The organism is Streptomyces sp. ISL-66 (assembly GCF_018614135.1).
Taxonomy (GTDB): domain Bacteria; phylum Actinomycetota; class Actinomycetes; order Streptomycetales; family Streptomycetaceae; genus Streptomyces.
Map to the genome: position 1 here is coordinate 57816 of NZ_JAGGOW010000105.1, position 22440 is coordinate 80255.

A 22440-nucleotide genomic window follows, 5' to 3' on the forward strand; every position below is an offset into this window, starting at 1 on the left:
ATCTCGGCCGTCAAGGCGGGAGCCTCAGACCACCTGCCGACGTGACTTTAGTCCTTTCGAGGCCCTCCGAGAGCTCTCAAACTGCGCAGATAACGGCACGTAACCAGACACATGCCCCTGTGGGGCTTGGCTCGTCCTGATGTCGCGCTTAACCTACGACTCCGTAGGCTACGGAACCGTAGGTAATTCGCTTTGCACTCAGGAGTACCCGTGACGATCACCTCTCCCCACCTCGGTAGCTCGGAGGCGTGGACCGACGCCAAGCTGCTGTTCGCGCTGGAAGAGGTGGTCGAGACCGAACTCAACCGCCATCTGAAGGTCACCAAAGACTGGATGCCCCACGAGTACGTCCCGTGGAGCGACGGCCGCAACTTCCCCGGCTTCTTCGAGGACGGCGAAGCCTGGGACCCTGCCCAGTCCAAGGTCACCGAGATCGGCAAGATCGCGCTCGTGGTGAACCTGCTGACCGAGGACAACCTCCCCAGCTACCACCACGAGATCGCGTCCCTTTTCGGCCGCAACGGCGCCTGGGGCACCTGGGTGCACCGCTGGACCGCCGAGGAGGGCCGCCACGGCATCGTGATGCGCGACTACCTGCTGGCCTCGCGCGCCGTGGACCCGGACAAGCTGGAAGCATTCCGGATGCAGCACATGTCGGAGGGTTTCGAGTCCGACAACCGCCACTCGATGCTCCACTCCGTGGCGTACGTGGCCTTCCAGGAGCTCGCGACCCGCATCTCGCACCGCAACACCGGCCACCAGTCCGGTGACCCCGTCTGCGACCGCATGCTCGCCCGCATCGCGCAGGACGAGAACCTGCACATGGTCTTCTACCGCAACCTCCTGGGCGCCGCCTTCGAGCTGGCCCCGGACCTGACGATGAAGGCCGTGCGGGACGTCGTGGTCGACTTCCGGATGCCCGGACACGGCATGCCCGGCTTCGAGCGGATGGCCGCGCAGATGGCGATCGGCGGGGTCTACAACCTGCGGATCCACCACGACGACGTACTGAGTCCCGTGATCCGCTTCCTGAAGATCATGGACATCGACGGTCTCGGCCCGGAGGGCCAGAAGGCCCAGGAGGAGCTCGGACTCTTCATGAACGGCCTGGACGCCGAGGCCCGCAAGTTCGACGAGCGCCTGGCCGCCCGAGCCGCGCGCATCGCGGCTCGCAAGGCCTGACGGCCGGAGGGCCGAAGGGCCGGGCGGCCGGAGAGCCGGGCGGGCGGAGAGCCGGGCGGGCGGAGGGCCGAAGGGCCGGGCGGGCGGCCAGACGGCCTGACAGCCGGGCGCAGACCGAGGCGGCAGACCGAGGCCGCAGACCGCTAGCGGTTCCGGGGCTGACCGGTTTCCGCTCCCTCGCCCGAGTGACGACGATTGCCCTGGCAGAGCCCCGCTCTGCCAGGGTTTCGCGTCATGACGTCGCTCGAGGTCGAGATCGACCAGCTGACCCGCCTCACCAACGCCCTGGACACCTCCCTGACCACCCTGCGGGAGGCCCGGCGGGCACTGGACCACGTACGGGCCGACGAGCTCGGCACGGCGGACCTCGACGCGGCGTGCGACGGGTTCCAGGAAAGATGGGGCCACGGCACCAAGGAACTCGCCAAGCGGATCAAGACCGTACGCGAGGGCGTGCGCCGTAGCGCCGCCGAGTACGCGGAGCTCGAAGAGGCCATCCGCGCGGCCTTCCGCCAGGCGGCGGCCCCCCATGAGTGACTCCCCCGCCCTCGGCTTCGACCCGGCCCCGGGAAACCCGGTCGCCGTCCAGGCCCTGGCCAAGAAGCTCCATTCCTCGGCGAGCTCCCTCGGGGAGACCTGCCGCGTCATCGACGCCTTGGTCTCCCACAGCTCTGCCTGGCAGGGCGAGGCCGCCACCGCGTTCCGCGCATCGCTCTCGCAGGACCTGCCCCGCAACCTCCGCGCGGCCCACACCTCCCTCTCGGAGGCGGCCCGCCGGCTGACCGGCTGGCACGACACCCTGGTCTCCCACCGCACCCTGGCCGCGCGCTACGCCTCCCAGGCCGCCGCGTCCACGACGCAGGAGGCCCTCTCCGACGCGCGCCGCCTGGCGCACGAACTCGCCTCGGAACACGCGGCGGCGGCCCGCGCCGTGGCGAAGACCCTGACGACGACGGCGCAGCGGCTGGCGCCGAAGGAGCCGGGGATCCTGGAGTCGATCTGGAACAAGATCGTCGACGACCCGGCGGACGCGCTGTCGAACGCTTCGGCGATCTTGGGGGCGGCCGGCGCCCTCGTGGGCGCCTTCTTCCCGCCGGCCGGTCTGGCGGTGATGCTCGTGGCGGGAGGGCTCTCTTTGGCCGCCCTCACGATGCACCTCGCGGACCCCAAATTTCGCAAACCCTTGATGGACGGCTTCGCGAAGGGCAACTTCGACGCCGGCTTCTGGAAGAACGGCGTGACCCTGCTCGGGGACAGCCTGGGCGTCATCCCCGGCGTGGCCACGGCCGCCGCAGGCGCGAAGGCCGGTACCACCGCGGCGCGCGCGGCCATGGCTGTTCCGGAGGCGAGCGCCCTGGCAGGCCTTTCGCCAGGGGCCCGATCCTTCGCCGGCACTGCGTGGTCGACGGGCCTGGAGCTCCAAACGGTCGACAACCCCATCACCACATGGGCCCTGCGGTCAGCTGACCCAGGGGTCAAGAGGGTCGTGGGAGTGGCCATTCCGGCTACCGGAGGTGCGACCGCGTTGGGCGGCTATCTGTCAGACAATGAATCCCTGGACCAAGCTTCGACGGCTGTGGACGGCACGCGCGGCGTGTTGGACGAAGCGCCGGCCGCTGCCGGAAAGACCATCCATGCCTGGTCATTGATGAGGCCTTGATGAACGACATCGGCATTCCGCCCCTCTGGTTCCGCCTGCCACCGGGCTTCCACGACATCGCTCCCAGCGACCGGTCGGCCCTGGATGCCGTCGCCGACGCCCTGGGAAGCCCTGAAGCCGGGCAGCAGCTCACGCAGTTGATGGATCACCTGGACCAGCTTGCCGAGCACCACGTCGTGCGGACCTCCATCGGCCTGCACCCGGAGGGCCCCGCCGGCCTGTGCACCTCGCTCTTCGCACTGACCGTCCGCCGCGCCGCCGACACGAACCCACGGGTCACAGTGGCCCGGACCTCCCTGGCCATTGCCCGATCCGCTTTGTGGACCAGCTCGACACGCCGGTTCATCGAACTGCCCTCGGCGCTCCCGTGTTCGCTCGTCGCAGGGATCATTTCCTCGCCGACAAGCGCCCAAGGTCTCTTTCAGGCCAGAGTCAGCATGGCGCACCCGGCCGGACGGCACGTCCTGGTGCTCGACTTGACGAGCACATCAGTCGAACACGGTGACGCGTACACCGACATCATCGAGGCGATCGCCCACACCGTGAGCTTCTCGGACCCCGAACCCCGTCCTAGCGGCGGACCGAACACGTCACGCATCCTGGAGCTGCTCCTGTGAAAATCCTGCTGCTCGCCAAGGTTGCGTGGAACCATCCGCCGACGGTTCGCGGCTATGAGCGTCTCGTGCGCCGACGCGCGATCTGGCTCATCGGAATGGTCGCCGGGGTGGCAGTTGCAATGACCTGTCTCGGTCTCCATCTCACCCCGCCCGCGCTGCCGTTCATCGGATGTCTGTTCGCCATTTCGTTTCTTCCGGTGACCGTCATCATCTACGTCCGGCGAAAGCGCGTCGCCGCCGTACTGCAGGCGTATCCCTGGTGCGAGGTCTCAGCCCGGCACGATCCGCGGCGCGCGGCGATACTGTCGCTTTGCTTCCGAGGCGAACTAACCCTCGTGTTCCGCATGTTCCCGCACCCGACCCGCCTCACGAGCGACGACTTTCCGGACCTGGTCTGGTTCGCGGGAGATCCTCGCTTCGGTGGAGTCGTATCCCCTGTCGGCGGCCATCGCCCTGTGCGGGTGGTGCCCGACACCAATACGGCCCCGGGCGCCACCGACGGCTGGATCGGCGGAGACGACGAGCTGGCTCGCAAGGTCGGGATCGTGCGGCGGAGCGGGAAGGCGACGCAGAGCTGAGCGGGCGTCAGGTGCGGCTGGAGCGCAGCGCCTGGCGTTCGGCTTCGGACAGGCCGCCCCAGACGCCGAAGCGTTCGTCATTGGCCAAGGCGAACTCAAGGCAGGCCACCCGCCCTTCGCAGGCCCCGCACAGCCGCTTCGCATCGCGCAGCGAGGAGCCGGGCTCCGGGAAGAAGAAGCCCGGTCCCGTCTGGGCGCACAGGGCCAGTTCGTACCAGGCGGGGGCGGCTGAGGCGGCGGCGGTGGTGTTCATCGACATGCGGCAGAGCCTCGCCGCCCGCGATGGACGTCCTATCAACGACTGATCAACACCCGTTCACGGCTCGTACAGGTCTCGCCGCGCGTCGCCTCCGACGTTCCGAGCATCGCACCCGCCACTGACACCGACGGCGGCCATCCCCGCAGAGTGAACGACCGTACGTTCGATGAGTTCGGTACGATGGATACATGGCAGACGGACGCGTGGAGCGCGGGAACCAGACGCGAAGGACGGTCCTCCAGCGGACGATGGACATCGCCTCGGTGGACGGTCTGGAGGGCCTGTCCCTAGGGAAGATCGCCACGGATCTGGGTCTGAGCAAGAGCGGAGTCTTCGCCCTCTTCGGCTCCAAGGAGGACCTGCAGCTCGCCACCGTGCGGGCCGCGCGGTCCGTCTTCATCCAGGAGGTGGTGCAGCCCGTACGGGACGAGCCCGCCGGGCTCGCCAAGGTGTGGCGGCTGTGCGAAAGCTGGCTCGGCTACTCCGGGCGCCGGGTCTTCCCCGGCGGCTGCTTCTTCTACTCCGTCTCCGCCGAGTTCGACTCGCGCCCCGGGCCCGTTCATGACGAGGTCGCCCAGATCCGTGGCGACTGGACGCGTTACATCGAGCGACTGCTGGACGAAGCGCGGCTCGCGGGCGGATTCCGCGAGCAGGTGGACTCGACGGACGTGCAGCAGCTCGCCTTCGAGATCACCGCGATGATGGAACTGGCCAACGCGCACTCCGTGCTGCACGGAGAGGCCGTGAACTACGAGCGGGCCGCCCGGGGCATCCTCGCCCGGCTGCGCGCGGCGACGGCCGCTCCGGAGGAACTCCCGGAGCGGCCTCCCGTCGACTTCACTGCCGGTCGGCCGTCGGCTTGACGGCCGGTTCGACTGACGGTCCACCCTGTCGTCGGCTCCCCCGCCGTCGACGAACGTGTCAGGTCTATTGAGGCCAGGCCAGTCGGGTCGGTGAGGTCAGGTCAGGTCAGTCCTGCCTTCAGCTGCCGTCCCGGTCCCGTGCCGCCCCGCGCCGAGCCATCGGCTTCCCGTTGTGCCCGGCCGCGCCTGGCCGCCGAGCCTCATCGAGCCGCCCGCGAACGCCGCGCCCAGCGCGGTCAGTGCGACGAGCAGGAAGACCCCGCGCCAGTGGTCCCCGGCGCCGGCGCCCGTAAGCAGGGCAGCCGTCGCAGCGACCCCGAGCGCGCCGCCCAGCTGCCGGGCCGTCATCAGCAGGCCCGTACCGGCGGCGAACCGCTGCGGCGGCAGTCCGGCCGAGGCCGCCGTCGACAGGGCGGTGACGACCATCCCGATGCCGAGGCCGCCGAGGAGTCCGGCCGGCAGGAAGATCTGGGCGTACGAGGCCGAGTCCTCGACCCAGCCCCACAGCAGCACGGCGTTGGCGGCGAAGAGCAGAGATCCGACGGTCACGGCCGCCCAATGCAGGCGGGCGGGGACCCGGCGGCCGACGACGAGCGCGCCGGCCATGGCGAGGACGGCTCCGGGGGTGACGCCGAAGCCGGCTTGCAGGACCGAGTAGTCCCAGCGGTCGATCAGGTACGAGGGTCCGGTCAGCAGCCAGGCGTACATGGCGGCCCCGAAGAGCAGTGCGCCGATGTTGGCGCGGGCGAAGAGCGGGTCGCGCCAGAGGTCCCGGTCCACGGCCGGGGCGGGATGGCTGCGCGAGCGGCGCAGCGCGAGGGCGCTCGACAGGGCGCCGCCGATGAGGAGGCCGAGTACCTTCGGGTCGGCCCAGCCCCATTCCGCGCCTTGGGAGAGGCCGGTGACCACCCCTCCGATACCGAGGGCGAGGGCGACCGTACCGACGGGGTCGGGCAGCCGTCGGCCGGTCGGCGCCTCCCGGGGGATGGTGCGGGCGGCGGCCCAGCAGAGCGCCAGGCCGAGTGGCACGTTGACGAGGAAGATCGCCCGCCAGTCCCACCACTGGACGAGCAGCCCTCCGATGCTGGGGCCCACCGCGGCGGCGAGGCCGCCCGCCGCCGACCAGGCGCCGAGGGCCGCCGCGCGCCGGACGGGCGGGGTGTGGGTGAGTACGAGGCCCAGCGCGGCCGGGATCATCCCCGCGGCGGCGGCCCCCTGGAGGGCGCGGGCCAGGACGAGCAGCTCGGCGGTAGGGGCCGCGCTGGCGGCGAGCGAGGTGAGGGTGAAGGCGAGCGAGGAGCCGAGGAACAGGACCCGGCGGCCCAGCGTGTCCGCGAGGCGGCCGGCCGCGGCGAGCAGGGCGGCGAACAACACGGCGTAGGCGCTGACCACCCAGGTCAGCTGGGCCAGTGGCACGCCGGGAAAGGCTCGGCGCAGATCGGGGAAGGCGACGTTGACGACGGTGGCGTCGAGAAAGGCAAGGAAGGTGACGCCGCAGGCGAGCCCGAGTATCCGACCGGGGGCGGCAGCGGCAGCGGGACCCGAAGCCGGCACGGGCCTCGGCGCGGGCGCGGATCCGGACGCGGACCCTGGCCCGGAGCCGGGCCCGTCCACTCCCGCGGCGGTGGCTTCGGGCCGAGCGGCAGTCATCGGGAGACCCCCGAAGCCTCAGCCGCGGCCGGGGCCTGGTCCTGGGCGTGGGTCTGGTCCTGGACGGCGTGGGCCCGGGACGGGGCCTGGAACGGCGCCCGGACCTGGGACTGGGCTTGGATCTGAGCGTGTGCCTGGGTGTGGACCTGGGACGGCACTTGGGACGGGTCCTGGACCTGAGAGGGGTCCTGGACCTGGGACGGGGCGTGGACCCGATACGGGGCCTGGGCGTCGGCCTGGGCGTCGGCCTGGGCATCGGCCTGGGACGAGGTCCCGCTGAGGAACTCCGCGGCCGTCGCGATGATCTCCGGGTCGGCGAGGATCCGCCGGTGGCCGAGCCCCCGGGTCTCGATCAGGCGGGCCCGTGCACCGTGGGCCGCCACGATCGCGCGGGACTGGCTGGGGGCCGCCGTGTCATCGTCCGCGTCGTGCACGAGCAGGATCTCCGAGGGGACCTCCTCGGGGTGGCGGGCGGCGTCGAATCGGGGCCAGACATCGGGCTCGGCCGGGAAGAGCCGGCGCTGGACGTGCCGCCGCAGGGCGTCCTCGACGGGCTGGTTCAGGCCCAGGTTGGCGCGGAACCGCGCGGCGAGGAAGTCGAAGTCGGCAATGGCGCCGATGCCGAAGATCCGGTCGGCCCGGATCCCGTCCCGCAGGGCGAAGAAGGTGGTCACCACACCGAAGGAGTGGGCCAGGACTGCCGAGAAGTCGCCGTACTGCGCGTGCAGTCGGCGGATGATCTCGCGCTGCCGAAGGATGGTGGTGGCGCGGCCCCCGGACTCCCCGTGGCCGGGTGCGTCGAAGGAGACGACGCTCTGGCCCTGGGCGCGCAGCGCCTCGACGAAGCCGGCGAAGCGCGAGACCCGCGAGGACCAACCGTGCACGACGAGAACGGGCCGCACACCGTCTCCCCAGCGGTACGTGGTGACGGGTATCCCGTCCACGACGAGCCGTCCGATCACGGCCCGGGCCATGACCTCCGCTTCGCCCGGCCGCACCTTCGGCCGGCCGAGCGGCCGCACGAACAGCGCGAACGCCACCCGCCCGACCGGCCCCGGGGCGACCCGGGCGGTGATGTTGAGGGTCGTGCTCAGGAGTGAAGCCATGGGATGCATGCCCGGTTCTCCGGATCTCCTCAGAGTGGCCAAGAGGATGTCGAGGTCAAGACAACGAGGGGATATTAGCACGATCGTTCGTGTTCTTTTAAGCGCCCTGCTGGACGAGGGCCCGCTGACCTTCCGCCACCGATTCCCATGGGCTTGGCCGACAGGAGTTCGGCGGCGGACGCCGCGTCATGAGGAGGGGTGGTGGCTTTGCGCGGCTCGCGGGGCCCGGGGTACGGGGGGAACCCGATCGCGGCCAAGAGGTCGCCGTGGGTGCTCATCGCCCGTGCCGATATCGAGGCCGTGGTGAGGGCGTCGGCCACGGCCCGGCTGATCTCCGGGCCGCGGTGGCGGATCAGTAGGGGCAGCAGCTCCACCGGCGCCGCCCGCCACGTGTGACACGCCGCGCGGGCGATCTCGGCGCCACGGTCCCGGGTCGCGGGGTCGGCCAGGAGGCGGGCCGCGATTTCGCAGGTGTGCCGTTCCCGTTCGGGGGAGCGGCTCCGCAGCTGGGCGACCGCATCGTCAGGGCCGTCGGGCATGGTGGCGTCGGCGCCGAGCACGGCGTCGTCCGGCCACTTCACGGTGCGGGGCGGTGGGCGCCCTTCCGTACGGGGGAGTTCAGCATGTGGCCGATCATGCCACGGCGATGACGGTGCGCCGCCGCCTTTTCCGGCCCCGTGCGATGACCGTTAGTCCTCGTGCTCGTGCTCGTACTTGGCGCGGCTCGGCTGTACGCGCTTCGGCTCGCCCGGCATCTTCGGGTAGTCCGGGGGGTACGGCATGTCGCCGAGGCCGTGGTCCTGTTCGTGGCGGTCGGCCAGCTCCAGCGCGGCGTCCAGCTCGAAGGCGTGCTCGTCCATGTCGGCGTGCACATCGCCCAGTTCGGTGAAGCGCGCCGGCATCGTCACGATGTCGAAGTCGCGGGGCTGCACCGCGTCCAGCTCGTCCCAGCGCAGCGGCGCCGAGACCGGGGCGTGGGGGTGGGGGCGGACGGAGTAGGCCGAGGCGATGGTGCGGTCGCGCGCCGTCTGGTTGTAGTCGACGAAGATCCGCTCGCCGCGCTCCTCCTTCCACCACGCGGTGGTGACCTTCCCCGGCATCCTGCGCTCCAGGTCGCGGCCGATCGCGATGGCGCACCTGCGGACCTCCGTGAAGGTCCAGCGCGGTGCGATCGGCACGAAGACGTGCAGGCCGCGGCCGCCCGAGGTCTTGGGCCAGCCGCGCAGCCCCAGTTCCTCCAGCAGGACGCGCAGTTCGTGCGCGACGGCCACCGCGTGGTGGTAGTCGGTACCGGGCTGCGGGTCCAGGTCGATGCGCAGTTCGTCGGGGTGGTCGGTGTCCTCCCGGCGCACCGGCCAGGGGTGGAAGGTGAGGCAGCCCAGGTTGGCGGCCCACAGGACGGCGGCCGGCTCGGTCGGGCAGATCTCGTCGGCGGTGCGTCCGCTCGGGAAGGCGATGTGGGCGGTGGGGATCCAGTCGGGCAGGTTCTTCGGGGCGCGCTTCTGGAAGAAGGACTCGCCCTCCACCCCGTCGGGGTACCGCTCCAGGGTCGTGGGCCGGTTGCGCAGGGCGCGGGTGATGCCGTCCGCGACCGCGAGGTAGTACGCGGCCACGTCACCCTTGGTGAGGCCGCGCTCGGGGAAGTACACCTTGTCCGGGCTGGACAGCCGAACCGTCCGGCCGCCCGCTTCCAGCTCGATCGCATTGCCCGCAGCGCCCATGTCCGCCACGGTAGGCGGGCCCGGCCGGGCCCGCACACCGAGCACGTCGCGCCGTACCCCCGCGGAACCCGCAGAATCGGATGCATGGACCTGCCGGTGATGCCGCCCGTGAAGCCGATGCTCGCGAAGTCCGTGGCCAAGATCCCACCGGGCATGCAGTACGAGGCCAAGTGGGACGGCTTCCGCGCGATCGTCCACCGCGACGGGGAGGAGATCGAGCTCGGCAGCCGCACCGGCAAGAGCCTGACCCGGTACTTTCCCGAACTGGTCGAGGCGCTGAAGGCCAATCTGCCCGACCGCTGCGTGGTCGACGGCGAGATCGTCCTGATCCACGGCGGACGGCTCGATTTCGACCTGCTGAGCGAGCGGATCCACCCGGCCGCCTCCCGGGTGAAGATGCTCGCCGAGAAGACACCCGCCGCCTTCGTCGCCTTCGATCTGCTCGCGCTCGGCGACGAGTCCCTCCTCGACGCCCCGCTCGCCGACCGCCGCACCGCCCTGACCCGCATGTTCTCCACCGCTCGGCCCCCCGTGCACCTCGCGCCCGCGACCACCGACCCCGCCCTCGCGCAGGAGTGGTTCGAGCACTTCGAGGGCGCCGGGCTCGACGGGGTGGTCGCGAAACCCCTCGATCTCCCCTACCGGCCCGATGCCCGCCTCATGTTCAAGATCAAGCACGAGCGTACGGCCGACGCCGTCATCGCGGGATTCCGTTTCCACAAGAGCGGTCCGATTGTCGGATCGCTGCTCCTGGGGCTGTACGACGCCCACGGCACCCTCCAGCACGTCGGCGTCTGCGCCGCCTTCCCCATGAAGCGCCGGGCCGAGCTGATCGACGAGCTCGCACCGCTCCGGACGCCCTCCCCCGAGGGCCATCCATGGGCCGCCTGGGCCGAGGAGGCCGCCCACGAGAGCGCCCGGCTGCCGGGGGCGCAGAGCCGCTGGACCGGAAAGAAGGACCTGTCCTGGGTGCCGCTGCGCCCCGAGTGGGTCTGCGAGGTGGCCTACGACCACATGGAGGGCGACCGCTTCCGGCACACGGCGCAGTTCCGCCGGATGCGGCCCGACCGGGCACCCGAGAGTTGTACGTACGCCCAGCTGGAGGAGGTCGTCGGCTACGACCTCGCCGAGGTGCTCGGGCCCGCCGCCGGCTGACCCAGGCACCGCTGCCGGCACCGCCCCTGGCACCGGCCCCCGCCCCCGCCCCGGCATCAGCCGCGCCCCCGCCCACAGCCGTGCAGCCACTCAGCCGTTCAGCCCGTTCTTCCGTTCAGCCACTCAGCCGTTCAGCCGTTCAGCCGTTCGCGGCCCGCCGTCAGTTTCTCCCACTCCGCGCGGCTCGGCCCGGCCTCGTGCGGCGCGTAGTCGGGGCGGGCCGCCAGCCACCGGGCCACCCGCGCCCTGATCTCCGGATCCGCGTACGCCCGCTCCGGCGGATCGGTCAGGTGGCGGACCCTGGCCCGCGCCCGCATCACCTCCGGCTCCTCCAGCGCGCAGTCGAACAACGCCGCCACTTCCCGGGCCGTCCCCGTCCGCCCGGCCCGCGTCGCGAACCGCTCCCCGATGGCCCCGTCAGCGACGACCTGGAAGTCGAACCACGGTTTGAGGGTGCGGATCGCCCACCCGTGGTACTCCGCCGCGAACCGCGCCGATCCCGGCTCCTGGTGCGCCGTACGGGCCACCCTGAGCGCGGCCCATAGCGTCAGCGAAGTGCCCTGTCCGAGCGTCGGGTTGGTGTGGGTGATGGCGTCGCCGACGGGCACGAACCCGGCCACCACCGGTCCCCGCTCGTCGACGAGCGCACTCCAGCGGTTGTCCAGACTCCCCGTGGCCAGCACGCCCGACAGCGGCTCGGCGCCCAGGCCGAGCCAGGCCTCACCGGGCGGGAACGAGCGCGCGGCGGCCTCGAAGACGGCGGGGTCGCGCAGCGCGGAGCGCGTGCCGTCCGTGGTGTGCACGAACAGCGTCACGGCGAACATCCGGTTGTCGGCCGGGAACACCGCGCACCCGGCGAAGCTGCCGCCGGTCACCGCCCAGGGTCGGCGCGGCCCTTCCTCGCGCCCTTCGGGCAGCCGGTACCAGCGGCAGAAGTAGGCGAGGCCCGTGCGGTGCCGCTCCACGGTGCCCGGCCGGCAGCCGACGGCCGCCAGCCACCGCTCGGCGCCGCCGCGCCGGCCGCCCGCGTCGACGACGAGGTCCCCTTCGTACGCGCCCTCCTGCGTGCTCACCCCCGCCACCCGCACCGGGGCTTCTCCATCTCCCCGGCCACCGCCACTACCACCACGGCCACCGCCACCCCCACCGCCGCCACCCCCACCGTCCGCACCCTCACCCGCGGCCAGCCCGGCCGCGCCCAGCCGTCCACCCGCACCCACCCGTCCGCCCGCCGCCCGGCCGCCACCCGTCCAGCCGTCGGCCGCGATCAGCCCGACCACCGGTTCCCCGTACCGCGCGACCACCCCCGGCTCGCCGCGCAGGGCCGTGGCCAGCGCGCTCTCCAGCACGATGCGCCGCGCCTGGAGCATCACCAGGTCCTCGTCCCCCGGCCGCGCGGGCGGGCATACGTCGAACCAGTCCAGTTCGTGCCGCTCCCGCGCCCCCAACCGGAGCATTTCCGCGTGGACGTCGGGCAGTTCCTCGCGCAGCACGTTGCGCGCCGCGCCGAGCAGCACGTGCGGCTGGTTCGCCTGCGGCACGGTCGGCCGTCGCCAGCCGAAGAAGTCCCGGTCGAGCGCGGTGCCGGGGGCCCTCGTATCGCGTTCGAAGAGCTCGGCGGTGTGTCCTCGGCGCGCCGCGAGCAGTGCGGTCGCCAGTCCCCCGACTCCCCCACCGATGATCAGCACATGTGCCATTGCGCCCCCTGAGCCGGTAACCGTACGACGATCAGACCGCCGGAAGCCTGCACGGGCGGAGCCCGACCGAAACCCGCACGGTTGTCCCATCCAATGGCTTGCCTGATGGCTTGTCTGGTGCCTATCTGATGTCCTATCCGGTGTTCCATCCGGTGTCCCATCGATGTCCTATCCCATCCACACCCCGGAGGTCGCCCCATGAGTACGGAACACCCCGCGCGCTCCGTCCCGCAGCCCAACGCCGTCGTCGGCGTCGGCCTGATCGTGGTCGGCTGGGACGGCCGGGTGCTGCTCGGCCAGGCGCACGACGGTCATTGGGAACTGCCCGGCGGCAAGGTCGACCCCGAGGAGGACTTCGAGCGGGCCGCCGCCCGAGAGCTCGCCGAGGAGACGGGCCTTAGCGTCGCTCCCTGGGGGATCAGGATCCTGTCGGTGCAGCTCAGCACCCGGCCCGGTCTGACCCGGCTGACGGCGGCGGCCGTCACCACCGCGGCCGAGGGCACCCCCACGGTCACCGAACCGGACAAGATCGCCCGCTGGGACTGGTTCGACCCGACCGAGCTGCCGACGGACCTCTACGCCCCCTCGGTGGCGGTCCTGCGCGCCTGGCGCCCCGAACTGGCGGTGACCCTGCCGCAAGCACCCACGCACGACTACCCGATGGAAACCCGCTGACTCCGCGGACGCCGCCGACACCGCCGATCCGCTGACTCTGCCGACGCCACTGCCCCGCCAACCCCCGACCCGCCCCTGCCCGCCCCGCTCAGCTCACCGCCGCCGCCGTCGCCACCGTGACCGCCGCCATCGCCATCCGCATGTCGCGGATCGCCGCACGGACGCTCTCGGCCGCCCACTGCCCGTCGGCTATCTCCGCCATGCGCGCGGAGGTCTCTTCGCTCGGGTGCCCGGGGAAGGCCAGCGCGTGCAGTTTGGCCGAATGGATCAGCGCGATGAGCCCGGCCGTGCGCTCGTCCGGCTCGGCGCCCTTGAGGACGACGGAGGCGAGGCGCTCGCGCAGGGCGCGCTCGACCTCGCCGTCGACCTCCGGGTAGAGGCGCACCGGGAAGATGCCGAGCGCCTTGTGCCGCTCTTCCCCCACGACACCGCGCTCGGCCAGCCGGGACACCGTCGCGGCCAGGACCCGGGCCTGGTCCTTGGTCAGCCAGTCGGTCACCCGCCGCATGCTCTTGCCGCGCAGCCAGCTTTGCATCAACTCGATCCGCCCGTCGAGCAGTTCCTCACCGGTGGGTGAGGTGTCGAGCAGTTGGAGGTACTTGCCCGACACCGATACCCGCTCCCGCATGACCAGTTCGAGCAGGACCGCGGCCGCCACGGCCCAGGCCGCCGACTGCCGCCGCTTGAGCACCCCGGACGCGTCGTCCAGCGACAGCAGCGTGATCTCCTCCGCCAGCGTGATCCTCATCCCCGCCCCCCTCTGCGTTGATCGTTCGCCGTCTCCCGTTCAGACGTTCAGACGCCCGTTACGGGCCGGAAGTTCCCCCGAGTTCCGCCCTACGGCCGCCCCGCCATCGCGCGTGGCGCGAAGTTGCCGTCGCCCAGGTCCTCCGCCAGCAGCCGCTTCGCGATCGCGTCCGCGGCCGCCCGCAGTTCGGCGCTGCGCGGGCGGCCGCGGTCCTTCTCCAGCTGGTCTCCGAGCCACTGCGCCCACGCGTCCGAGATGACTGCCGCTTCGCGCTCCCCCGCCGGGGTGTGCGTGTAGAAGCCGTTCTGGCGCGTCAGGTAGCCCTCCTCCACCATCCGCTCGAACACCGGCAGCAGTACTTCCGGGGGCAGGTGCCGCCGCCCCGCCATGAAGCCGAGGCTCGCGTGGCCGACCGTGCGGGTCATCAGGTCCACCTGCATCACCGCCCACGCGCCCGCCATGTCCAGCCGGGTGTCGGAGGCGGCCACGATCCCGCGCGCCGTGTCCGCCCCCATGCTCCGCACCAGCTTGCCGACCGCCAGCTCCAGCAGCTTCGCCGAGTCCCCGGACGCCGTCGCCGGCGAACCGAAGCCGTCGCCCATGTCCGTGGAGGCGGCGCGGGCGCTGTCGCGCAGTGTGACCTGCTTGAGGAAGAGCGCGACGACGAAGCCCACCACCGCGACCGGCACGGTCCACAGGAACACGGTCTGCAGGGTCTGCGCGTACGCCCCGATGACCGGCGCGCCGGCCACCGGATCCAGCGCGTTCACGCCCTGCGGGCTCTGCGCCGCCTTGCCGAGCTGCTGCGGGTCCTGCCCCGTGAGGCGCGCGGCCTCGGCGACGGCCTTCGTCAGCGCGGGTCCCAGGGTGTTGGCGTAGATGGTGCCGAAGACGGCCGTCCCGAAGGCGCTGCCGAGCGTGCGGAAGAACGTGACGCCCGAGGTCGCGGTGCCGAGGTCGGTGTAGTCGACGGTGTTCTGTACGGCGATGGTCAGCACCTGCATGCACAGCCCGATGCCGGCGCCGAGGACGAACATGTACAGCGATTCCAGCCACGCACCCGTCCCCGGGCCCATCCGCGACAGCAGGTAGAGACCGAGCCCCATCACGGCGCAGCCCGCGATCGGGAAGATCCGGTAACGGCCGGTCTTGCTCGTGACGTTGCCGCTGAAGACCGAGGCGATGAGCAGGCCGATGACCAGCGGCAGCGTCCGTACGCCCGAGACCGTGGCCGAATCCCCGTCCACGTACTGCAGGTACGTCGGCAGGAAGGTCATCGCGCCGAGCATCGCGAACCCGACGACGAAGCTGAGGACCGAGCAGACCGAGAAGACGGGGTTGCGGAACAGCCGCATGGGCAGCATCGGTTGGGCGGCCCGGGTCTCGGCCAGGCAGAAGAGCGCCAGGGCCAGTACGCCGCCCGCGAAGAGTCCGATGATGAGCGGCGAGGTCCAGGCGTACTCGTTCCCGCCCAGGCTCGTGGCCAGGATCAGCGCGCTGGCGCCGGCCGTGACCAGCGCGATGCCCAGGTAGTCGATCACGGGCTTCCCGGCGGCCCGTACGGACGGGATGGTCCGCGCGGCCGCGATGACCACGACGATGGCGATCGGGACGTTGACGTAGAAGGCCCAGCGCCAGGTCAGGTGGTCGGTGAAGAGTCCGCCGAGCAGCGGGCCGATCACGGTGGCGACGCCGAAGACGGCGCCGATCGCGCCTTGGTACTTGCCCCGTTCGCGCAGGGGGACCACGTCGGCGATGAGGGCCATCGAGGTGACCATGAGGCCGCCGGCGCCGATGCCCTGCACGCCCCGCCACACGATGAGCAGGGTCATGTTGCTCGCCAGGCCGCACAGGAACGAACCGGTGATGAAGACGAGGGCGGACACCTGGAAGACCAGTTTCCGGCCGAAGAGGTCACCGAACTTGCCGACGAGCACCGTCGCGACCGTCTCCGTGAGGAGGTACGCGGTCACGACCCAGGACATGTGGTCCCCGCCCCCGAGGTCCGCCACGATCGTGGGCAGGGCCGTGCCGACGATCGTCTGGTCGAGCGCCGCCAGCAGCACGCCGAGCATGATCGTGCCGAAGATCACGTTGCGCCTGCGCCGGTCGAGGAGGGGCGGCGCCGTGGCGGGGATGGCGGAGGCTGTGGTCACATCTCGCACTGTCACAGCGCACCCGGCCGGCCGCATGCGGCGCTGGGCCGTCCGGACGCACCGCCCGCCGCGGCGCCGGCGCAGGCGCAGGCGGCAGGCGGCAGGCGGCAGGCGGCGTCAGCGCAGGCGGCGGCTGCGTCAGCGCAAGTAGGCCAGCCCCGGGTGCTCGGCCGCGTAACCGTCCACCAGCCGCCTCGCCACGCCGACCGAGTCCACGAGCGGGTGCAGCGCGAAGGCCTTGACCGCCGTCGCCCGCGATCCGCTCGCCGCGGCCAGGAGGACCTCCCGCTCGACGGCCTTGACCGAGGTCACCAGGCCGACCGCGTGCAGCGGCAGCGGGTCCACGGCCACCGGGTGGGCCCCGTTGGCGTCGACCAGGCACGGCACCTCGATGACGGCCTCCGCGTCGAGCACCGCGAGCGTGCCGCGGTTTCGGACGTTGAGGATCAAGGTGGCGCGCTCGTCCCGGGCGATCGCCCGCATCAGCGCGAGGGCCACCTGCTCGTACCCGCCCGACTCCAGGTCGCTCTCGTCGCGCTCGCCGACCCCGGCGGCCTCGCGGTTCTCGGCCATGTACGTGGCCTCGCGCTCGGCCCGGGTCCGGTCCCAGGCGCTCAGGGCCGCCCCGGCGCCCAGGTCCGGCCGGGCGGCCTCGGCGTAGAACCCGCGCTGCTGGTCGCGCAGGAACGCCCCACGCGTCTGCTTGGCCTCCTGATACGCCCGTACCGTGTCACGGTTGAAGTAGTAGTAGTGCAGGTACTCGTTCGGGATCGCCCCCAGCGAGCGCAGCCACTCGGCCCCGAACAGCCGCCCCTCCTCGAAGGACTCCAGCGCCCCGGCGTCCGCCAGCAGTCGCGGCAGCTCGTCGCGCCCGTCGATGCGCAGCCCGCGCACCCAGCCCAGGTGGTTGAGCCCGACGTAGTCGATCCAGGCGTCCTGCGGCCGCGCGCCGAGCAGCCGGGCGATCCGCCGCCCGAGACCGACGGGCGAGTCGCAGATCCCGATGACCCGCTCCCCGAGCTCCTCGGCCATGGCCTCGGTGACCACCCCGGCCGGGTTGGTGAAGTTGATGACCCAGGCCTGGGGGGCGGTACGGGCGATCCTGCGCGCGATCTCGCGGGCCACCGGCACGGTCCGCAGGCCGTACGCGATCCCGCCCGCGCCCACCGTCTCCTGACCCAGGACCCCCTCGGCCAGGGCGATCCGCTCGTCCGCGGCGCGCCCCTCCAGTCCGCCGACGCGGATGGCCGAGAAGACGAAGTCGGCTCCGCGCAGGGCCTCGTCGAGGTCGGTGGTGGCCGTCACGGAAGGGTCGTCCGTGGCGCCGGCGGCGGCCGCCTGGTCCGCGAGCACCCGGGCCATGGCCCCGAGGCGGCGGTCGTCTTCGTCGTACAGGGTCACGTGCGACACCCTGCCCTCGGCGTGGTCGCCGAGCAGGGCTCCATAGACGAGCGGTACCCGGAAGCCGCCCCCGCCGAGGATCGTCAGCCGCACGCCCTTACCGCCCTTCGCAGTGCCACGTTTCGTAGCACCAGTGCAGTGCCACGTTTCGTGGCACCAGTGTCACCCGCCGGACCGGTCCACCGGCGACAGCGGGGCCCTCGCCCGGTCAGGCGCGCGGCGACGGCACGGCCCGCAGCCGGGGCGCGTGGTGCGGCAGCGCGTCCGCGCCGCCCCGGACCGGACCCGTCGGCGGGCCCAGCGGCGTCGAGAGGACCAGGGTCATCCGGGTCAGCCCCATGCCGTCGAGCATCCGGCTGGATTCGGCCACCAGCCGGCAGCGCACCAGCCCCCAGCCCGGGTCGGGGTGGCGCACGGAGCGCACCGCGCCGTCCTGCTCGGCGGCCTCGGCCCCGTAGGTGCTCAGCCAGTGCGGCACCCCGTAGCGGTAGGCGGCCTCCATGAACGGGTCGCGGGCCACCTCCTGGCGGATGCTGCGCAGGCCCTCGTCGTCGGGGGACGCGGCCAGCGCCGTCGAGAACCGGGCCAGCAGCGGTACGCACCAGGCCGGTTCGTGGTCCTCCAGCACGGCCGCGGCGTCCGGGTGGAACAGCACGAAGCGCAGGAAGTTGTCGTCCGGCAGGGCCGTCGGGTGCGGTCGCACCGACTGGAAGAGCCGGTCGAACGCCGAGTTGGTGAGGGCCACGTCCCAGCGGTGGTCCACGAGGAAGCTCGGATAGGGGACGGCCTCCATGAGGGCCGCGTAGTCACACAGGTAGTCGCGCTGGGCGGGGTCTTCGGGCAGTCGGGTGTCCTCGGCGGCCCGCCAGGTGGGCGGCGGGTCACGGTCGACCATGACCCGGAAGAGCCAGAAGCACTGCCGTTCGCCCATCTCCAGGGCCTCGGCCAGGGCGAGCAGCTTGCGGTCGGTCCACTCCTTGACCAGGCCGCGTTCCCAGTTCCCGTACGCCCGCACGCTGATGCGCAGCCGCGCGGCCATGTCCTCCTGGCTCAGCCCCAGTTCCTCCCGGCGCTGGCGCAAAATCTCCTTGCGTCGCTCCGACCGCACGGCGCCGCGTGCGGACTCCTCGCCTGACAGGCGCTCCCCACCGGCGTGGGCGAGTCCTTCGGACGGGCCCACCGCTGCGAGATGTGGCACCGAGAGCTCCCCCTCTTAAAAAATACGGTCTGGATCTTCATTTCCGTGTGGCGATCCTGCTACCGACTTCATTCGAGTGTCAACTATTGTGGCAATTCCAGCCTCTTGACAGCTCATTCCCGCCACAGCTGTGGCAAGTTCTAGCCCTCCTCACGGAGACCGGATAGATTCCAGGAGCCTGCCACGTGCCCGCACCCCGACCTCGCGCGATCTAGGAGAACCACTGGTGACAGACGGCTTCCCGGCTCCCGTCGCGGTGGCCAACGCGCTCCTGGCGGCCACCGTCACGCGCGTCGCCGAGCTCGCCGGCAAGATGGGCCGCGACCTGAACCAGGTATTCGACCTGCGCCGCCTCTCCGAGGCCTCGGGCGTACCCGCCGACGTGGTGCGGACCTTGCTGGACGGCCGGCCCGCGGGTGAACCCGATCTCCAGACCCGCTTCCTCCAGCGCCTCGACCTGCTGCGACGCACCCGCGTCAAGCCCAACGGGCGCCGCTACACGCAGCAGGAGATCGCGGACGGCGCCGCCATGTCGCGCCAGCAGGCCGGGGCCCTGATCAACGGCGACCGCCGGCCCACCATGGAGCACTGTGACGCGATCCAGCGCTTCTTCGGGGTACACGCCGGCTTCCTCACCGCCCACGACACCGACGCCCTCACGGACGCCCTCCAGCGGACCGAGCAACAGCTGCTCCAGGACTTCGCGGGCCGCGCGCGGGAAACCGCACCGGCCGCGGCCGCTTCGACAGGCGATCCGCTGGCAAGACTTCTCCAGAACCACGGCGTACGGGGCATCGCCTGGCGAGCCGCACAACTGCCCAGCGACAAGCACCGGGACAAGGTGACCGAATGGCTGGACATGCTCCTCGAAAGCGTAAAACCGAACGAATCCTGACCCAGTCGAAAGTCTGGGTCTGATCCTTGAGTCCTGATCCGGATCCGCGCCGACGGGGAGAACGGTGAGCATAGGCAGAGAGCAGCGGCGGTTGTGCGGGGAGCTGGTGGCCGGCATCACGCTGACCGCGCCCGTGGAGCCCGTAGACCTCTACGCCGCCCTCTGCGAGGGCATGAGCAAGCACCGCGGCCGCCGGGTGGACTTCCGGATGGCCTCGTTCCCGCCGGGGACGGCCAGCGGCCTGTGGCTCGACATGGCGGACCGCGATCTGGTGGTCATCGAGGAACGCACCGCGCCCGACCACCAGCTGGTGATCCTGGGCCATGAGTTGTGGCACATGAAGGCCGGTCACTGCAGCCACCACGTCGACGGCGCCGCCGTCGCCGCCCGGCTGCTGTCGGACGAGGCCGACATCGGCGAGACCGTACGCCGCGTCGCCGCGCGCACGCGCGCCGACGTCCAGGAGGAGACCGAAGCGGAGACGTTCGGTTTACTGCTGGGCAGCAGGTGCCGCACCTGGCTGGCCGGATCGGCCAGCCACCGGGCACCGGCACAGCGTGATCAGCTGGCGGGCCGCATCGAGGCTTCGCTCGGATACCGGGGGCACAGGAACGACCGTTGAACGGCCAGGACTACTACATTCCGGCGGCGGCGATGGCGACCGCCCTCGCCTTCAAACTGCCGGCGCTACGGCACAACTGGCGCGACCCGCTGCTGCGATCGGTCTGCGCCCTGCTGACCCTGGCCGGTTCGGTGTTCACCTTCGCCGCCCCGCCCACGATCGAGGCGGTCAACCGCTGGACGGGCATCCCGAATTTCTCCGCGCCGCTCGTCTACTGCCTGATCACGGCCTTCAGCGCCGCCTGCCTCGTACTGATCGTCAACTGGCGCGGCGGGCCGCCGGAGCAGACCCGGCGCGTCTCGCGCCGCTGGATCCTCGGCTACGCCGCCGTGATCGTGATGCTCACGCTGCTGTTCTCCCTCGGCGAGGCGCCGCAGGAGCGGCTGCGGGACTTCGACACGTACTACGCCGGCACCCCGTTCATGCGGGAGCTGATCGCGCTCTACCTACTGGCGCACAACGTGGCCGCCTTCGTGATGGTCGCCATGTGCTGGCGCTGGTCCCTCCAGGTCCGCGGCTGGCTCCGCGTCGGCCTGATGATCATCGTCGTCGGATACCTGTTCAACCTCAGCTACGACGCCACCAAGATGACGGCCGTCGTCGCCCGCTGGTCCGGCCACGACCTGGACTGGCTCAGCACCTCGGTCGCCCCGCCCGTCGCCTCCCTCGGCGCGCTCGTGAGCGCCGTCGGCTTCGTACTCCCGCTCGTGTGCCAGCGGCTGTCGGACAGCATGCGGAACTGGGCCACCTACCGGCGCCTCGGAACTCTCTGGCACGAGGTGCGGACGGCAGGCCCCGAGGGCGCCCCGGGCGTGCGGATGGCGTGGTGGTCCGCCGCGGAGCTCCGGATGATCCAGCGCGAGTCCGACATCCACGACGGGTTCCTGCACCTCGGCCCGTACTTCGACCAGGGCCACCGGGACGAGGCCCTCTCGCGGGCCCTCGCCGCCGGCGCCGACGAGGAGACGGCGCGCGCCGTGGCCGACGCCTCGATGGTCGCGGCTGCCGTACGCGCGCGGTCCGCCGACCCCGAGGGGCGGGTCATCGGGGCCAGCGAGGAGGGGGCCCCGCAGGCCGCCGACGGGCCGCGCGACCTCGTACGGATCTCGCGCGCCCTGCGGAACTCGCCGGTGGTGGCCGAGTTCCGCCGCCAGGCCTCCCTGGCGGCGCTCTGAACCGGCCGGGCCCTTCGAGCCGCTGATCAGCGCCCGGCGGCCAGGGACAGCGCCGGGAACAGGTCCTCGAACGGCGCCGCCGAATCGATGCCCTCCCGGCCGAAGGGCGCGTCGAAGCTCCACACCATGAACAGCAGGAACACGATCAGCGTGCTGAACAGCCCCGCCAGCAACAGCTCCCGGCTCGAACGCCGGATCTGCAGGGCGAAGATCAGCCCCACCGTGACCAGCCCGCCGACCACCAGACCGAGCCACACCACGCCGGGCAGCGTCGACGCGTCGCTCTGCGTCCGCTCGTGCCGGGCGTCGTCGGCCGCCGCGATGTGGTCGAGCAGCGGCTGGTAGGCCTGCGCCTGGAGCTCGTTGCCCGGGCTCTGGTGGGTGACGTCCCCGCGCAGCTTGCCGAGCAGCTCGCCGCCCTCCGCGGACGCTCCCTCCCCGGAGACCAGCCGCGGCCAGTCCACGCTGACGGTGTGCGAGACGTACGCGTTCACCTCGCCCCGGATCCGGTCGCGGACGGGGGCCGGGTACACGTCGGCCCGCTGGGTGACCTCGTACAGCGACTGGGCCTCGCGGCGCACGCTGTCCTCGGCGGCGCCGCGCGCCTCCCAGACGCCCGCGATGGCCAGACCGAGCACGATCGCGTAGACCACGCCGACCATCATCACCATGTACTCGATGACGTCGGGGGTCTCGCTGGTGTCCTCGTCCACGGCGACCCGGCGGTGCCGGAGCGCGGTGAAGGCGAAGACGAGGGCGCAGACGAGCGCCATGGCGATGGCCAGGACCAGCCATTCGGACACGAGGGTTCTCCGTAGGTTGAGGTGAACGGACGGGATGTTCAGCCGCGGCTCTTGGAACGCGGCCGCAGGGCGACGGCCGCGAGCACCGCCGGGGTGGTCACGACGACCATGAGCATCAGGGTGGACATGCCGTCCGGGCCGCGCCTCGTCAGTGCCGAAGAGCGGTACGGGCGCACGTGGAAGCGGCTCGCCGGCCCGGCCACGGCTGCGCCCCGCCCCGGAGCCGTCCCTTCGGCCACCGGCGTCGGCGCCGCCCCGGGCCCGTCCACCGCGGCCGCC

Annotated in this window: 22 protein-coding genes and 1 pseudogene; 11 read left to right on the forward strand and 12 right to left on the reverse strand. The window is 71.8% G+C overall.

What is annotated here, in order from left to right; genetic code table 11:
* Window positions 1-210 precede the first annotated feature (210 nt).
* The 5 genes from J7E97_RS20330 to J7E97_RS20350 all read left to right on the forward strand — a co-directional run bounded on the left by J7E97_RS20330 (window position 211) and on the right by J7E97_RS20350 (window position 4037).
* Window positions 211-1182, forward strand: a complete 972-nt coding sequence (locus J7E97_RS20330) for an acyl-ACP desaturase (RefSeq protein WP_215029175.1) — start codon at window positions 211-213, stop codon at window positions 1180-1182.
* A 234-nt stretch (window positions 1183-1416) separates the two neighbouring features.
* Window positions 1417-1719 (forward strand): hypothetical protein, encoded by a 303-nt coding sequence (locus J7E97_RS20335; RefSeq protein WP_215029176.1) that lies wholly within the window; start codon window positions 1417-1419, stop codon window positions 1717-1719.
* Window positions 1712-2842: a putative T7SS-secreted protein gene (locus J7E97_RS20340; RefSeq protein WP_215029177.1), complete on the forward strand. Its 1131-nt coding sequence runs from the start codon at window positions 1712-1714 to the stop codon at window positions 2840-2842. The genes J7E97_RS20335 and J7E97_RS20340 overlap by 8 nt, the downstream gene beginning before the upstream one ends.
* Window positions 2842-3459, forward strand: coding sequence for a hypothetical protein (locus tag J7E97_RS20345; RefSeq protein ID WP_215029178.1), 618 nt, complete (start codon window positions 2842-2844; stop codon window positions 3457-3459). The genes J7E97_RS20340 and J7E97_RS20345 overlap by 1 nt, the downstream gene beginning before the upstream one ends.
* Window positions 3456-4037 (forward strand): hypothetical protein, encoded by a 582-nt coding sequence (locus J7E97_RS20350; RefSeq protein WP_215029180.1) that lies wholly within the window; start codon window positions 3456-3458, stop codon window positions 4035-4037. Before J7E97_RS20345 ends, J7E97_RS20350 begins: the two co-directional genes overlap by 4 nt.
* 7 nt (window positions 4038-4044) lie before the next feature.
* On the opposite strand, the gene J7E97_RS20355 is transcribed toward J7E97_RS20350, so the two are convergent.
* Window positions 4045-4296, reverse strand: coding sequence for a WhiB family transcriptional regulator (locus J7E97_RS20355; protein ID WP_215029182.1), 252 nt, complete (start codon window positions 4294-4296; stop codon window positions 4045-4047).
* 188 nt (window positions 4297-4484) lie between these two features.
* Between J7E97_RS20355 and J7E97_RS20360 the strand changes: the two genes are divergently transcribed.
* Window positions 4485-5159 carry a TetR/AcrR family transcriptional regulator gene (locus J7E97_RS20360; protein WP_215029185.1) on the forward strand — a complete coding sequence of 225 codons (675 nt, stop codon included), beginning with the start codon at window positions 4485-4487 and terminating at the stop codon, window positions 5157-5159.
* Between the two features lie 96 nt (window positions 5160-5255).
* Here J7E97_RS20360 and J7E97_RS20365 read toward each other — a convergent pair whose 3' ends face one another.
* From J7E97_RS20365 to ligD, 4 genes are all read right to left on the reverse strand, one after another.
* Window positions 5256-6809, reverse strand: a complete 1554-nt coding sequence (locus J7E97_RS20365; protein WP_215029187.1) for an MFS transporter — start codon at window positions 6807-6809, stop codon at window positions 5256-5258.
* Window positions 6806-7915, reverse strand: coding sequence for an alpha/beta hydrolase (locus tag J7E97_RS20370; protein WP_215029190.1), 1110 nt, complete (start codon window positions 7913-7915; stop codon window positions 6806-6808). Before J7E97_RS20370 ends, J7E97_RS20365 begins: the two co-directional genes overlap by 4 nt.
* A 74-nt stretch (window positions 7916-7989) precedes the next feature.
* A complete protein-coding gene (locus J7E97_RS20375) occupies window positions 7990-8496 on the reverse strand; it encodes a hypothetical protein (RefSeq protein ID WP_215029193.1) in 507 nt (168 codons plus the stop codon).
* A gap of 108 nt (window positions 8497-8604) precedes the next feature.
* Window positions 8605-9636 carry a non-homologous end-joining DNA ligase gene (gene ligD, locus J7E97_RS20380; RefSeq protein WP_215029195.1) on the reverse strand — a complete coding sequence of 344 codons (1032 nt, stop codon included), beginning with the start codon at window positions 9634-9636 and terminating at the stop codon, window positions 8605-8607.
* Between the two features lie 84 nt (window positions 9637-9720).
* Here ligD and J7E97_RS20385 point away from each other — a divergent pair, with 84 nt between their 5' ends.
* Window positions 9721-10791, forward strand: a complete 1071-nt coding sequence (locus J7E97_RS20385; protein ID WP_215029198.1) for an ATP-dependent DNA ligase — start codon at window positions 9721-9723, stop codon at window positions 10789-10791.
* A 131-nt stretch (window positions 10792-10922) separates the two neighbouring features.
* Here the strand turns inward: J7E97_RS20385 and J7E97_RS36670 are convergent, their stop codons facing one another.
* Window positions 10923-12488 carry an NAD(P)-binding protein gene (locus J7E97_RS36670; RefSeq protein WP_285428457.1) on the reverse strand — a complete coding sequence of 522 codons (1566 nt, stop codon included), beginning with the start codon at window positions 12486-12488 and terminating at the stop codon, window positions 10923-10925.
* A gap of 198 nt (window positions 12489-12686) precedes the next feature.
* On the opposite strand from J7E97_RS36670, the gene J7E97_RS20395 reads away from it, so the two are divergent.
* Window positions 12687-13163: an NUDIX domain-containing protein gene (locus tag J7E97_RS20395; protein WP_215029200.1), complete on the forward strand. Its 477-nt coding sequence runs from the start codon at window positions 12687-12689 to the stop codon at window positions 13161-13163.
* 88 nt (window positions 13164-13251) lie between these two features.
* Here the strand turns inward: J7E97_RS20395 and J7E97_RS20400 are convergent, their stop codons facing one another.
* The 4 genes from J7E97_RS20400 to J7E97_RS20415 all read right to left on the reverse strand — a co-directional run bounded on the left by J7E97_RS20400 (window position 13252) and on the right by J7E97_RS20415 (window position 18666).
* Window positions 13252-13911 carry a GPP34 family phosphoprotein gene (locus J7E97_RS20400; protein ID WP_215029205.1) on the reverse strand — a complete coding sequence of 220 codons (660 nt, stop codon included), beginning with the start codon at window positions 13909-13911 and terminating at the stop codon, window positions 13252-13254.
* A gap of 89 nt (window positions 13912-14000) precedes the next feature.
* Complete coding sequence (locus J7E97_RS20405; protein WP_215029208.1) at window positions 14001-16103, reverse strand: MDR family MFS transporter; 2103 nt, start codon at window positions 16101-16103, stop codon at window positions 14001-14003.
* Window positions 16104-16205: 102 nt separating this feature from the next.
* Window positions 16206-17561 carry a 6-phospho-beta-glucosidase gene (locus tag J7E97_RS20410; protein WP_215029211.1) on the reverse strand — a complete coding sequence of 452 codons (1356 nt, stop codon included), beginning with the start codon at window positions 17559-17561 and terminating at the stop codon, window positions 16206-16208.
* Between the two features lie 115 nt (window positions 17562-17676).
* A complete protein-coding gene (locus J7E97_RS20415) occupies window positions 17677-18666 on the reverse strand; it encodes a helix-turn-helix domain-containing protein (protein WP_308346597.1) in 990 nt (329 codons plus the stop codon).
* A 226-nt stretch (window positions 18667-18892) separates the two neighbouring features.
* On the opposite strand from J7E97_RS20415, the gene J7E97_RS20420 reads away from it, so the two are divergent.
* The 3 genes from J7E97_RS20420 to J7E97_RS20430 all read left to right on the forward strand — a co-directional run bounded on the left by J7E97_RS20420 (window position 18893) and on the right by J7E97_RS20430 (window position 21358).
* Window positions 18893-19561, forward strand: a complete 669-nt coding sequence (locus J7E97_RS20420; RefSeq protein WP_215029214.1) for a helix-turn-helix transcriptional regulator — start codon at window positions 18893-18895, stop codon at window positions 19559-19561.
* Window positions 19562-19625: 64 nt separating this feature from the next.
* Entirely contained in the window at window positions 19626-20183 is a 558-nt protein-coding gene (locus tag J7E97_RS20425; protein WP_215029217.1) for a toxin-antitoxin system, toxin component, read from the forward strand.
* A complete protein-coding gene (locus J7E97_RS20430; protein WP_215029220.1) occupies window positions 20180-21358 on the forward strand; it encodes an MAB_1171c family putative transporter in 1179 nt (392 codons plus the stop codon). Before J7E97_RS20425 ends, J7E97_RS20430 begins: the two co-directional genes overlap by 4 nt.
* A 26-nt stretch (window positions 21359-21384) precedes the next feature.
* Here J7E97_RS20430 and J7E97_RS20435 read toward each other — a convergent pair whose 3' ends face one another.
* Together J7E97_RS20435 and J7E97_RS20440 are read right to left on the reverse strand one after the other, a co-directional pair.
* Window positions 21385-22161 (reverse strand): DUF4239 domain-containing protein, encoded by a 777-nt coding sequence (locus J7E97_RS20435; RefSeq protein WP_215029223.1) that lies wholly within the window; start codon window positions 22159-22161, stop codon window positions 21385-21387.
* Window positions 22162-22199: 38 nt separating this feature from the next.
* Window positions 22200-22440: pseudogene (locus J7E97_RS20440) on the reverse strand (hypothetical protein); the annotation flags it as partial.

Excerpts from the sequence above, each read along its gene's own strand:
- J7E97_RS20335 (WP_215029176.1), top strand. The coding sequence starts at position 1,417 with ATGACGTCGCTCGAGGTCGAGATCGACCAGCTGACCCGCCTCACCAAC.
- J7E97_RS20340 (WP_215029177.1), top strand. The coding sequence starts at position 1,712 with ATGAGTGACTCCCCCGCCCTCGGCTTCGACCCGGCCCCGGGAAACCCG.
- J7E97_RS20345 (WP_215029178.1), top strand. The coding sequence starts at position 2,842 with ATGAACGACATCGGCATTCCGCCCCTCTGGTTCCGCCTGCCACCGGGC.
- J7E97_RS20355 (WP_215029182.1), bottom strand. The coding sequence starts at position 4,296 with ATGTCGATGAACACCACCGCCGCCGCCTCAGCCGCCCCCGCCTGGTAC.
- J7E97_RS20360 (WP_215029185.1), top strand. The coding sequence starts at position 4,485 with ATGGCAGACGGACGCGTGGAGCGCGGGAACCAGACGCGAAGGACGGTC.
- J7E97_RS20365 (WP_215029187.1), bottom strand. The coding sequence starts at position 6,809 with ATGACTGCCGCTCGGCCCGAAGCCACCGCCGCGGGAGTGGACGGGCCC.
- J7E97_RS20370 (WP_215029190.1), bottom strand. The coding sequence starts at position 7,915 with ATGGCTTCACTCCTGAGCACGACCCTCAACATCACCGCCCGGGTCGCC.
- ligD (WP_215029195.1), bottom strand. The coding sequence starts at position 9,636 with ATGGGCGCTGCGGGCAATGCGATCGAGCTGGAAGCGGGCGGCCGGACG.
- J7E97_RS20385 (WP_215029198.1), top strand. The coding sequence starts at position 9,721 with ATGGACCTGCCGGTGATGCCGCCCGTGAAGCCGATGCTCGCGAAGTCC.
- J7E97_RS36670 (WP_285428457.1), bottom strand. The coding sequence starts at position 12,488 with ATGGCACATGTGCTGATCATCGGTGGGGGAGTCGGGGGACTGGCGACC.
- J7E97_RS20395 (WP_215029200.1), top strand. The coding sequence starts at position 12,687 with ATGAGTACGGAACACCCCGCGCGCTCCGTCCCGCAGCCCAACGCCGTC.
- J7E97_RS20400 (WP_215029205.1), bottom strand. The coding sequence starts at position 13,911 with ATGAGGATCACGCTGGCGGAGGAGATCACGCTGCTGTCGCTGGACGAC.
- J7E97_RS20405 (WP_215029208.1), bottom strand. The coding sequence starts at position 16,103 with ATGCGGCCGGCCGGGTGCGCTGTGACAGTGCGAGATGTGACCACAGCC.